The 12,221-nt window shown below is 45.2% G+C and carries 13 protein-coding genes; 5 read left to right on the top strand and 8 right to left on the bottom strand.

The annotated features are described in order from the left end of the window. Positions 1-17: 17 nt before the first annotated feature. From ACFQZI_RS09965 to kduI, 7 genes are all read right to left on the bottom strand, one after another. A complete protein-coding gene (locus ACFQZI_RS09965) occupies positions 18-863 on the bottom strand; it encodes a hypothetical protein (RefSeq protein ID WP_377141951.1) in 846 nt (281 codons plus the stop codon). A gap of 214 nt (positions 864-1,077) precedes the next feature. Further along, complete coding sequence (locus ACFQZI_RS09960) at positions 1,078-2,115, bottom strand: LacI family DNA-binding transcriptional regulator (RefSeq protein WP_377141949.1); 1,038 nt, start codon at positions 2,113-2,115, stop codon at positions 1,078-1,080. Positions 2,116-2,205: 90 nt separating this feature from the next. Beyond that, a complete protein-coding gene (locus ACFQZI_RS09955) occupies positions 2,206-3,498 on the bottom strand; it encodes an MFS transporter (protein ID WP_377141946.1) in 1,293 nt (430 codons plus the stop codon). A 13-nt stretch (positions 3,499-3,511) separates the two neighbouring features. Then, on the bottom strand, positions 3,512-4,162 hold the full coding sequence (locus tag ACFQZI_RS09950; RefSeq protein WP_377141943.1) for a bifunctional 4-hydroxy-2-oxoglutarate aldolase/2-dehydro-3-deoxy-phosphogluconate aldolase: 651 nt from the start codon (positions 4,160-4,162) through the stop codon (positions 3,512-3,514). Next, on the bottom strand, positions 4,152-5,192 hold the full coding sequence (locus ACFQZI_RS09945) for a PfkB family carbohydrate kinase (RefSeq protein ID WP_377141940.1): 1,041 nt from the start codon (positions 5,190-5,192) through the stop codon (positions 4,152-4,154). Before ACFQZI_RS09945 ends, ACFQZI_RS09950 begins: the two co-directional genes overlap by 11 nt. After that, positions 5,189-6,004 (bottom strand): SDR family oxidoreductase, encoded by an 816-nt coding sequence (locus ACFQZI_RS09940; protein ID WP_377141936.1) that lies wholly within the window; start codon positions 6,002-6,004, stop codon positions 5,189-5,191. The genes ACFQZI_RS09945 and ACFQZI_RS09940 overlap by 4 nt, the downstream gene beginning before the upstream one ends. A gap of 6 nt (positions 6,005-6,010) precedes the next feature. Beyond that, positions 6,011-6,841, bottom strand: coding sequence for a 5-dehydro-4-deoxy-D-glucuronate isomerase (gene kduI, locus ACFQZI_RS09935; RefSeq protein ID WP_377141934.1), 831 nt, complete (start codon positions 6,839-6,841; stop codon positions 6,011-6,013). Between the two features lie 257 nt (positions 6,842-7,098). Between kduI and ACFQZI_RS09930 the strand changes: the two genes are divergently transcribed. From ACFQZI_RS09930 to ACFQZI_RS09910, 5 genes are read left to right on the top strand one after another with little or no spacing between them, the layout of a single operon-like run. Then, positions 7,099-7,722: a YhcH/YjgK/YiaL family protein gene (locus ACFQZI_RS09930; protein WP_377141931.1), complete on the top strand. Its 624-nt coding sequence runs from the start codon at positions 7,099-7,101 to the stop codon at positions 7,720-7,722. A 1-nt stretch (position 7,723) separates the two neighbouring features. Beyond that, entirely contained in the window at positions 7,724-8,947 is a 1,224-nt protein-coding gene (locus ACFQZI_RS09925) for a glycoside hydrolase family 88 protein (protein WP_377141928.1), read from the top strand. 3 nt (positions 8,948-8,950) lie between these two features. Then, positions 8,951-9,313, top strand: a complete 363-nt coding sequence (locus ACFQZI_RS09920; protein ID WP_377141926.1) for a cupin domain-containing protein — start codon at positions 8,951-8,953, stop codon at positions 9,311-9,313. A 25-nt stretch (positions 9,314-9,338) separates the two neighbouring features. Continuing rightward, a complete protein-coding gene (gene uxuA, locus ACFQZI_RS09915; RefSeq protein WP_377141923.1) occupies positions 9,339-10,526 on the top strand; it encodes a mannonate dehydratase in 1,188 nt (395 codons plus the stop codon). A gap of 7 nt (positions 10,527-10,533) precedes the next feature. Further along, the gene (locus ACFQZI_RS09910) at positions 10,534-11,625 is read left to right on the top strand and encodes an alginate lyase family protein (protein WP_377141920.1); all 1,092 of its coding nucleotides are present in this window, start codon (positions 10,534-10,536) and stop codon (positions 11,623-11,625) included. 62 nt (positions 11,626-11,687) lie between these two features. Here the strand turns inward: ACFQZI_RS09910 and ACFQZI_RS09905 are convergent, their stop codons facing one another. Further along, positions 11,688-12,179: a DUF416 family protein gene (locus tag ACFQZI_RS09905; RefSeq protein ID WP_377141917.1), complete on the bottom strand. Its 492-nt coding sequence runs from the start codon at positions 12,177-12,179 to the stop codon at positions 11,688-11,690. Between the last annotated feature and the right edge of the window lie 42 nt (positions 12,180-12,221).

Here is a 12,221-nt window from a genome sequence, read left to right as displayed (position 1 = left end):
ATCAACAGCGACTTATGTCACCGGCTTTTTTGGCTTTTCTTTATCATTGTTTTTTGGGGTTTAGTTAACACTGGTTTATTGGTTTGTTTGTGAGATAAAATGTATGTTGTAAGGTCTGCAGCGGCCTTATCATTATCAAAGCCCGCGGGCAGCCGTCCGTTTACGTATTCGTTGTACAACCAGGGGTCGCCAACGGCAAAAACCAAGCCCCTGCCGTACCTTACAATTGCGGCAATAGTGGCGCCATTATCTGCCTTTAATACAGGCTTTGCATTACCGGTTAGTGCAATACTGCACACATCTTTCATGAACGCTTTCTTAGCTGTTTTAAAAACCGGGTTGTTGCTGATGAATACCGTTCCATCATCAAAATGCGTGTCGTCAACAACATGGTTTTGCACGTCGTTATTAAAATGGAGGCCAAATTTATGGGCAAGGATATTAAATTTCGGCAACTCTACATTAGCGCTATCATTAGCCATTAGCACCAGTTTACCGCCTGCCTTTACCCATTGGGAAATGTTATCTGCATCGGTATCGCTTATGTAATTTGGTGCCGGGTTTTCCTTTTTATTATCGGGGTCAACAATAATATATACCGCGGTGCTTCTAAGGTTGGAAAGCGTTGGTGCTTCCTCTAAAGCCCCCAATGTTGCACCCTTAGATGTAAATATAGCCCCCCATTTAGAGAAACCGGTATTGGTGGTATCTGTCCATAAATAATGAAAACGCATGGGCTGCCCCGCCTTGTCAACACGCGTTTCCCTATTGTAGTAATAATCGAGCGTAACGGTTTGCGCCATAACCGTGCGGGCGACATTTGAATACACGAAGAGTATTACAACAACGAACCAGCGTTTCATTTTATTTAAAAAGTAATAAATATGTTTACAGCGTTTATAATTGGTATAGGCATAACTATACTTACCAAAAATACCTTTGTTAGCTTACGGTTACTATAATTTAACCATATTTATTTACTACATCGTTTTCGCTACGTGGTAGTTACAACATATTTGCAGGCTATAAACTTTTAAAAGCAGGCGCTGTCATAAATACAATTAAAAACACTAAGGGTTACTGTTTTTTTGGCGCGGTAGAGTCGCGTGTTACCAGTTGGGTTGGCAGCACAAGGGTTTCAAATTCGTAAACGGGGCGCTTGGCCAAAATAAGTTCTAAAAGCTTTTGGGTAGCCTTTTGCCCCATCTCAAAACCGGGCTGGTAAACCGAGCTTAGCGAAGGGTTAAGCACATCGGCCAGGGTGGTGTTGGTGTAGCCTATCAGGGCAATTTCCTGCGGGATCCTGATCTTTAGCTTATTCATCAAAAATAAGGTTGTAGTGGTGATCCTGTCTGATGTGGTAAAGATGGCATCGGGCTTATCTTCAAGCGTAAGCAGTTCGGCAAGGGCATTCTCTATTTCGCCGGTATCACGGCCGCCGTGCGGGCAATATTTGATAATGTTTTCATCTATTGCTATGCCGGCTTCTTCAAGCGCCTTCTCGTACCCGGCAAAACGCTCTTTGGTAATAGAAATATTTGGCGGGCTGGTAATATGGGCTATGCGTTTATAACCGGCATCCAGCAGGTGGCGGGTTGCATCATACCCACCTTTAAAATTATCTGCAATTACCTTATGGGTGTCTATCTCATCCGTTATCCTGTCGAAAAACACAATGGGCAGGCCCTGGCTGTGCAGGGTTTTCAGGTGCTCAAAATTATAGGTTTCGGTAGATAGCGAGATCAGTAAACCATCTATAGAACGGTGGGTTAAGTGCCCTACGTTCTTTACCTCCAGGTCAAACGACTCATGTGTTTGGGTAATAATGACGTTAAAACCCGCCTCATAGGCAACCGACTCGATACCGTTTATTACCTGTGAGAAAAACTGGTTCTCGATGGTAGATACCACAATCCCTATTGATTTGCTGCGCCCCTGTTTTAAACTTTGCGCTATAGGGTTAGGGCGATAGTTGTGTTCCCGGGCGTACTCGTTTACAAGTTTTTTGGTATTCTCGCTTATCTCATAGCTATCGCGCAAAGCCTTTGAAACCGTAGAGACTGATAGGTTTAGCGCCGAAGCAATATCCTTAATTGTAATTGAGCTGAAATTCATATTAGGTTACACGTTAAGCAAACATCACTGCACCGGCTTAACATTGTACCAATATAGAAAATCTTTACCTGTTTGCCTAAATTTAGGCTATTACAATTTTATAACTTTGGGTTTGGGCGCCAATAAGTGCATGATAAGCCAGGCCAGCAAATACGCGCATGCGCAAATAATGAACAGGATGTTATACCCCTTGGTAATATCGCCGGATGCTTTGGCCGAATCCAGGATCCAACCGATAAAGAACGGGAAGGCAATACCACCAACAGAACCTGCCATACCACCTATACCTACTACCGAACTTACCGCGCGTTTCGGAAAAATGTCTGAAGCGGTTGTAAAGATATTGGCGCTCCAGGCCTGGTGTGCCGCTGCCGCTAAACTAATTAAACCAACCGCCTGCCATATATTGGTTGCAAACCTTGCCGTAAATATGGGCACAACGCACAGCGCGAAAATAAACATGGCGGTTTTACGCGCCTTAAAGATGGGCATGCCCCTTTTAATGAACCACGATGATAAATACCCCCCACCTATGCTGCCAATGGTAGTGGCTGTATATATCAATATCAGCGGCAGCGTTGGCTTTTTAAGATCGAGATTGAATGCGCTTGAAAAATAGGATGGCAGCCAGAAAAGGAAGAAATACCACATGGGGTCGGTAAGTAACTTGCCTACCACAAATACCCATGTTTGCCTGATGCCGAAAAGCCTGCCCCATTTTACTTTTTCTTCGGGCGCGTTTGGTGTTACAGGTTCTTCCATATCGCTATGGATGTGTTCAAACTCTGCTGCGTTTATTTTTTTATGTCTTGATGGCACCTCGTAAAGTATCACCCAAAAAAAAAGCCATACAAAACCTATTGCGCCTGTTATAATAAACGCCATTTGCCAGCCGTAAATACCCAATATCCACGGCACCATAGCAGGCGCCAGCACAGCGCCAATATTAGCGCCCGAATTAAAAATACCCGTAGCCAGAGCACGCTCCTTTTTGGGGAACCATTCGGCTACAACCTTTATCGCCGCGGGAAAATTTCCTGCCTCGCCCAAACCCAAAGCGGCCCTAACCGCCCCAAAACCCATGGTAGATTTTACAATGGCATGCAGCATGGCCGCCAAACTCCAAACCACAAGCGATATAGTATAGCCCAGCTTTGTCCCAATCTTATCTATTATACCACCAAAAGCAAGCAACCCAAGCGCATACGCGGCAGAAAAAGCCATAACTATGTGGCTGTAATCGGTTTCTGTCCAGCTAAATTCTTTCTCCAGCGTTGGTTTTAAAAAGCCTATTACCTGCCTGTCGAGGTAGTTAATAGTGGTGGCAAAAAACAGCAGGGCTACTACCACCCACCGGTAGTTGGTTCTTTGGGTATCGCTCATAATTGGTTATCATTTACCTTGCTGATGCTACCATTTGCAGCGCTCGCAGGGTTTCGGTATATAATTGGTCGTATGCTTTATTGTCAATGATCTCTTTCGTGATCAACTTGCTACCCATTCCTACAGATGATACGCCGGCTTTGAACCAACCGCTAATGTTTTCCTGGTCCATCTCTACCCCGCCGGTAGGCATCATTAAAAGCCCGGGGAATAATTCTTTAACTGCCGATACAAACCCCTGACCCAGCACATTAGCCGGGAACAGCTTTACAAATGTTGCACCAAGTTCTTGTGCCTCATGAATTTCGGTCGGTGTCATACACCCGGGTATCCAAAGCAGGTTGTGTTTATGTACTACGGCGGCAACTTTATGGCTCACCAAAGGCGAGATCAGGAAATCGGCCCCGGCATCTATAAAGGCCTCCGCCTCATCGGCGGATTTGATAGTACCTATCCCCAACATTAAGCCCGGCAAGTCCAGCTTTTTTAAAGCCCTAAAATTCGCGATAGCTGCTTCGCCCCGATTAGTATATTCTATAACGCGGATGCCCGCCTCGTAAAGTTTTTGGGTTATGGCGATACTTACCTCTGTACTTTGGTTATAAAACAACGGTAGTATCCCCTGCTTAACAATGCTATCCTGAATAAACTTTTTATCTGTCATGCTTAATGGCTTTATTTATTTGCGCAACAGTGCTTTTTGTGGCATCACCATGAATAAAAAGCTTTTCGAAGGCCGCCGCCGTGGCAAAATCGAGTGTGTTTTGTGGTTGCATTTGTTTATAGTAACCGTAAATAAGCCCGGCCATAAAGCAATCGCCGCTGCCAACTTTGTCGGTTACCTGTTCGGCAACATATACTGCACTGTTGTGGAGTACACCATCCTGGTACAGTGCGGTATAATATTTTATCCCCTGCTGATGGTCGAACCTAAAGGTGTTGGCAACCGCCCTGCATTTTGAATATTGCGCCATTATTTTCTCTGAAACACTCATCGCCTCTTTCAAATAATTTTCTTGTGTGCCATTGTTGTGGATATCCGGGTCAACGGCTATTCCCAACAGGCTCTCTGCCGCCCACACGTTGCCCATTATAAGGTTACAATACTTCACCAACCCGGGCATTATCTCCTGCGGTTGTTTGCCGTATTGCCAAAGTTTGGCGCGGTAGTTCAAATCAATAGAGATAACAATATTTCGTTGCGATGCCGCTATTAAAACCTCTTCGCACAAATCGGCTGTTTGCTGGCTCAGCGCCGGACAAATAGCGCTGAAATGAAACCAGCTTACACCATCAAGCACTCTATCCCACTCTATCATTCCAGGTTTTAATTCTGCAAAGGCCGAACCTGCCCGGTCGTATATTACAGCATCGTGCTTCATATCGGCGCCTTTAGTGAGATAAAACAGGCCAAGGCGACTGCCGCCTTTAAAAATGGCCGAGGTATCAATACCCCGACCAACCATGTAATTAACCAACGTATTTGAAAGTCCGTTATTCGGCAAAGCCGTAAAATATTTTGTATCGATACCCCATAAAGCAAGCGCGGTGGCAACATTCAATTCGGCGCCGCCAACATGCACGGGTAATTGGTTTGCATTTAGCCAGTCACCATCCGCGTCGGGGCAGATCCTGAGCAGCAACTCGCCAAAGGTTAATACGGCGCCGGTATTTGAAGCGTCCATATCCTTCATACCCCGCCAAATATGGAAAACCCGCCATCAACACATATCATAGAACCGGTTACAAAAGCCGAGGCATCGCTCAGCAGCCAAACCAGTGCGCCTATCAATTCATCGGGGTTACCAAAGCGCTTAAAGGGTGTTTGCCTGATAACCTTTTCGCCCCTTTCGGTATAACCGCCATCGGGCGTAGTGAGCAGGTTTCGGTTTTGCTCGGTAAGGAAAAAACCGGGGGCCAGGGCATTCATGCGGATAGCGTCGCCGTAACGGTTTGCCAGTTCAACCGCAAACCATTGGTTATAACAGTCTACCGCGGCTTTCCCCATATTGTAACCCAAAACTTTGGTAATAGCGCGTTTAGAATTCATAGAGGAGATATTAACGATACTGCCCTTGCCTGTTTTGGCAATGGCGTCGCCAAAAACCTGTGTTGGTAAAAGTGTGCCCCAAAGGTTCAGGTCGAGCGTTCGCTTCATACCCTCTATATTCATTTTAAAAATATCCTCATCAGGTTGCAGAACGCCCTCAGGCATATTGCCTCCCGCACCGTTCACCAACCCATCCAGGCGGCCAAACTTATCAAGCAGGGTTTGTTTGGCATTTTGCAGATCATCCTCGCTTAAAACATCGGCAACCAGCGCTATTGCCTGCCCGCCATTTTTATTGATAACATCGGCACGCTCTTCGGCAACCTGTTTATTTCGGCCTAAAATGCCTACCGCGCCACCCGCCTCTACAATACCGTTTATGAACGAGTTTCCAAGTATACCGGTGCCGCCGGTTACCACTATCACCTTACCTTTTAACGAAAAACTATTTTCCATGGTTTATTACCTGATGTCTTCAATCTTAATCGCGTCCATATCGGTATAGTCAAGGTTTTCGCCGCCCATACCCCATATAAAACTGTAATTGCTTGTGCCCGCGCCGGAGTGCATACTCCATGGCGGTGAAATTACTACGCTATAGTTATCTACTAAAATATGCCTTGTTTGCGTTTCCTCGCCCATTAAATGAAAAACCCTTTGCCCTGCCGGGACGTCAAAATAAAAATAGGCCTCCATACGGCGGTCGTGCACATGGGGAGGCATGGTGTTCCATACGCTGCCCTGGTGTAAGATGGTAAGCCCCATTACCAGCTGGCAGCTTTGGATGCCCGCGGTATGGATGTATTTATTAATGGTGCGTTTATTTGCGGTTTCATCGGCCCCTGCCTGTACTTTTTCAGCCTGCTCAAGCGTCATTAAAGTTGTGGGGTAAACAGTATGCGCAGGTGCCGATAAAAGGTAAAACACCGGCGATTCCTGTTCATTACCCGGCGAAAAGGTTACTTCTTTGGCACCCTTACCAATGTACAGGCAATCCATTTTTTGCAAGGTGTGATCCCGGCCATCCACAGTAACTATACCGCTGCCCGCCACATTTATAATGCCTATTTCGCGGCGCTCTAAAAAGTAAGCAGCCTTTAGGTTATCATAGTTTTCCAGCCTTAAAGCCTGGTTTACCGGGTGCGCCACACCGGCAATGATACGGTCGTAATGGGTGTAAACAAAGTTCACCTGGTTTGGCTGCACAAGGTTGTCTATTAAAAAACGGTCACGTATCTGTTCTGTCTGATAAGATTTAAAATCATCAGGATGAACGCTGTGTATTACTTTCAAAACAAAAGGATTGTTAGGTTAAATTATAATTGCAGGCAAGTGTACAATTCTGATGCAGCAATCAAAAGTAATCGGCAGGTTATTTCTACGATAACGTTATCGAAGAAATTTACATGCCTTGTTACTATAACGTTTGCGTAGAAATAGTACCTGCAGGCAACTAATTTAAACATATTTCCTTGTAATATTGAGTTGTGGTAGCCAATGTTATACCTCAATAACACCCGCTTTAGTCACAAAACCAATTAGTAAACCAAATGAAAAACAAACCAGTACTGCGGCTTTTGATAGCTGCAATTAGTTTAATAATGATGGAGAACACTGTAATTGCACAAACCAAAAAAGACGCCGGCATGAGCTTACAAACAGCGCAAAACTGGCTTAAAAGCAGCAAATGGAAAGATGGCCTGAAGCTTGAGGTAGCCCCATCGGTAAACGCGGCTGAGTTTTATAAACAATACTATAATAATAAGGCTGTATGGGACAAGGTATTCCTTTATCTTAAACAAACCAATTTAGATACCCTAAGCACGGGCAAGCACCCCATTGATGGCGACAATGCCTACGCCAGCGTAACGGAGGCCCCGTCGAAAGCGTTGGATAAAGCAGGGTGGGAATCGCATAAAAAACACATTGACCTGCAATATGTGATAAAGGGCAAGGAACGGATAGATGTTGTTGACATTAATAAAGCAACGGTAACCAACCCCTACAACGAAGCCAAAGATGCGGCCAACTATACCGCCGAAGGCACCTCTTACATAGCCGAACCCGGAACATTCTACCTATTCTTTCCGCAGGATGTGCATCGCCCCAATATTAAGGTTGATGGTTATGACGTGGTTAAAAAATTAGTGATCAAAATTAAAGTGGTAAACTAACATGAAGGCAAAACACATATTCACCATAGCGATACTAAGCGCGGCGAGCATTAGCGCATCGGCACAAAAAAATACGGCAAAGGCCATGCTATTTGCCGAACATCAAACCAAATTGTTATTAAAAGAAACTGCCGAAGGGAAGGCATCTGTAAACAAGCCTAACTTATTATCGCCACGTACTGTAGAGAATGGCAAGCTAACCATTGTATCTCCAAAAGACTGGTGCAGCGGTTTCTTTGCCGGTAACCTTTGGTTTTTGTATGAATACACGGGCAATAAATATTGGATGGAACAGGCTATACCTTTTACCGCCGGAATGGAGCAGGAAAAAAACAACACAGGCACCCACGACCTGGGTTTTATGGTATATAACAGTGTAGGTAACGCTTACCGCTTAACACACGAGCAAAAATACAGGGACGATATTATCCAGGCGGCAAAATCATTGGTTACCCGTTTTAACCCAACTATCGGCTGCATTAAATCATGGGACCACGCAAAGCAGTGGCAATTCCCGGTCATCATTGATAATATGATGAATCTGGAACTGCTATTTGAAGCGACACGGCTTAGCGGCGACTCCAGCTTTTACAAGATAGCGGTTACGCATGCCAATACTACCCTCAAGAACCACTATCGCCCGGATAACAGTTCATACCACGTTATAAATTACGACCCGCAAACCGGGCAGGTTTTAAACCGGCAAACCGCGCAGGGCTTTGCAGATAGTTCGGCGTGGGCGCGAGGGCAGGCGTGGGGGCTTTACGGCTATACCATGTGCTACCGCGAAACCAAAAACAGAGTTTACCTGCAACAGGCCGAAAAAATTGCCAGATATATTTTTAGCCACCCGCAAATGCCCGCCGACCTCATACCCTACTGGGATTTCGATGCCGGCAAACTGGGCAACCAACCGCGAGATGCTTCTGCCGCGGCTATTGCAGCATCGGCTTTGTATGAATTAAGCATTTTTAGCAAGAATGCCAGGAGTTACAAAAGCACAGCAGATAAGATCATGAACAGCCTTGCCACTAAATACCAGGCCCAGCCGGACAGCGCCCGCGGCTTTTTATTGTTGCACAGCACCGGCCACAAACCTGCCAACAGCGAAATAGATGTACCCATTATTTACGCGGATTATTATTACCTGGAAGCCCTGCTTCGCCAAAAACGTTTGGCGGAGAAGAGGCCAATAATCAATGCATCCGGCAGTTTAAAAAAATAAGGTATGATACAAAGCAATTTGTTTCAGTTTGAAGAAAGCACCGAGTGGAAAACCGTTGCCGATGGTGTACAGCGGCAGGTATTAGGTTATGATGATAAGCTGATGCTGGTAAAGGTAAAGTTTATTAAAGGCGCCTGCGGTACGCTGCACAGCCACGCACACTCACAGGTGAGTTATGTAGAAAGCGGCGCTTTTGAAATGACACTTGGCGAAACGGTAAAGATAATACGCAAGGGCGATGGCTATTACGTGCCGCCCTTTACCGTACACGGCTGTATTTGCCTGGAAGACGGGATGCTTGTGGATGGCTTTAGCCCCGCCCGCTGGGATTTTTTAGGCACCGATAGCGAACAATATACTTTGTAAATTAGGCCGACGAAAATCTACAAAAATGAGTTTAGAACAAACATGGCGCTGGTATGGCCCAAATGACCCGGTTAGTTTAGCCGATGCCAAACAGGCCGGTGCTACAGGTATTGTTACCGCCCTGCACCATATCCCTAACGGCGAAGTTTGGCCTATAGATGAGATCCTGAAAAGGAAGCAACTGATTGAGGACGCGGGCCTGAGATGGGCAGTAATTGAAAGCGTGCCCGTACACGAGGATATTAAGAAACGTAGCGGCAATTATGAGCAGTATATCGCAAACTATCGCCAAAGCCTTTTAAACATAGGCCGGTGTGGGTTAAACATTGTTTGTTACAACTTTATGCCCGTATTGGACTGGACACGCACCGATCTTGATTACCCCATGCCCGATGGCTCAACCGCTTTAAGGTTTGATACCGCCGCATTTGCCGCATTTGACCTGTACATTTTGAACCGCCCGGGCGCGGCAGATGATTATGACGAAACCTTACAGCAACGTGCAAAACTATACTACGATAATTTAGATGAGATAGACCGACAACAGCTTGTTAAGAATATTATAGCAGGCTTACCGGGATCTGAAGAGGGTTATACTACACAGCAATTCCTGCAAATGCTGGCGAGCTACTGCGATATTGACGCGGCAACGCTTAAAGCTAACCTCGCTTATTTTTTGCAACAGGTTATCCCCGCGGCAGAACAAGCCGGTGTGCTGATGTGCATCCACCCGGATGACCCGCCTTACCCCATCTTAGGCTTGCCACGAGTGGTAAGTAACGAGCAGGACATACTGGATATTTATAATGCTGTAGATAGCCCCAATAACGGGCTCACCTTTTGTACAGGCTCGTTTGGTGTGATAGCAAGTAACGACCTGCCGGGCATGGTGCAACGCCTTGGCGACAGGATTCATTTTATCCATCTGCGTAGCACAAAGCGCGATAAATACGGCAATTTTTATGAAGCAGACCACCTTGCAGGCGATGTAGACATGTACGCCGTTGTGAAAGCATTGCTGGAAGAACAGCAAAAACGCATAACCGCGGGCCGTAAAGATATTGGCATGCCATTCCGCCCCGACCATGGGCACAAGATGCTGGATGATCTGGATAAAAAAACAAACCCCGGCTACTCGGCCATTGGCCGCCTGCGTGGCCTGGCCGAATTACGCGGACTGGAGCTGGGCATTAAACGCTCCCTAAATCTCTAACCTCCGCATGAAAAAGCTTATTTGTATTTGTTTATTAATGGCTGCTGTATTTTCATTACAAGCGCAAATTATAAGCCTCGATAAAAAGGAGGTGGCGAAGATGAGGAAGTCAATCAAAACCAATGTTCAATACAAAAAAGCATTTGAGCCATTTCAAAAAACAGCGGATAAAGCATTAAAAGAAACACCAAACCCAATAGAAACCATCCTGTCGCAGGGCCTGCTAGCGGGCGATCCCAGGAAAACCGCCAGCCTTAAAGCGGTTGAAGATGCTGATAAAACCTACGCGCTGGCGTTGGTCTACACGTACTCCGGCAAAAAAGAATATCTGACTAAAGCCACAAAGTTTTTAACCGCCTGGGCAAAGGTTAACAAAGCTACCGAAGACCCCATTAACGAAACAAAGCTGGAGGATATGGTTACCGCTTACGACCTCATCAGGAATGATATTAAACCCAACGACCGTAGTTTAATAAACACATGGATGAAAAGCATGGCCGATGCCCAGTTGAACAGCAGGACGGCCAAGGGCAACAAGGGCACAGCCATTAACAACTGGAACTCGCACCGGATAAAGATGTTTACACTGATAGCCTATGCCCTGCATGATACCAGCTACCAAAACGCTATTACCCAAGCTTTAGAGCAGCAGCTTAACATCAACCTAAACCCCGATGGCACCACGCATGACCTAATGGAACGCGACGCGTTTCATTACCAGACATACGATGTAGAGCCCCTGTTATCCGCTTGCATCGCCATTTACCGGGCAACTGGCAAAAACTATTTCACCTGGCAAACCGCTAACGGATCGACCCTTAAAAAGTGTGTGGATTATATGAGGCCCTACATGACCGGCGAAAAAACGCACCCCGAGTTTGTAAATAGCAAAGTGCCCTTTGATAAAAAACGCGCCGAAAATGGAGAGAAAGGCTATGCGCCGAGCACATTATTTGAACCTAAGAACGGCATTTACATGTTTAGCCTGGCCGCTTTTTTTGATGATGAATATGTAACCGCTATCCGCAAAACGGCCATGGACGAAAATTACCTGAACTGGCGAATGGCGTTGAATAATTTTACTGTAGGCAAATCATAAGCAGTACGTTAGTTATATCCGGTCATCATCAATTCTTTAACTGTTTGCAAAAAAGTGATAAGCTATTTGGAAAGCTGAATTATATACTCCCATGCTTCAAGCATCATCGGGTGGCTTTCTATTTCATCTTCCGTAATGGCGCCGTCTTCCTGAACTTTAAAGTCTACATTATCTGTAAGGCATATACCGACATTGTAAATATGTTCTATATCATGATCTATTAAAAACTCCAAGGTTTCATACACAGCACCCGCTGTATTTAGCGCATAAGAACTTACATTATCTCCAAAGTCATCCATATCCGGCGCAATAGCCTCTATTTCAGGAAGCATTGCTTCTATCTTTTTTCTGTCAACGTTATCAATTCTATTAAGCTCACAAAGTTTGATAGCTGTCATCAATAAATCAGGATTTCCCCAATTATGTACTTCAACAAATTTTTGATAATCAATATATAATTTATTGCAAACAGCTAAGGCAAAATCAATTTGTTTTGTATACGAAAGATTTGCAAGCTGCTGTCTGAAAAGCGAAATAAATTGGTTGTAATTCATATTATGATGAGGAGTTTTGATATAACAAATATATGTTTTGAT

The sequence above is a fragment of the Mucilaginibacter lutimaris genome, from assembly GCF_042676625.1.
GTDB classification, from domain to species: Bacteria; Bacteroidota; Bacteroidia; order Sphingobacteriales; family Sphingobacteriaceae; genus Mucilaginibacter; species Mucilaginibacter lutimaris.
This window is presented reverse-complemented; position numbering and strand designations above follow the sequence as displayed.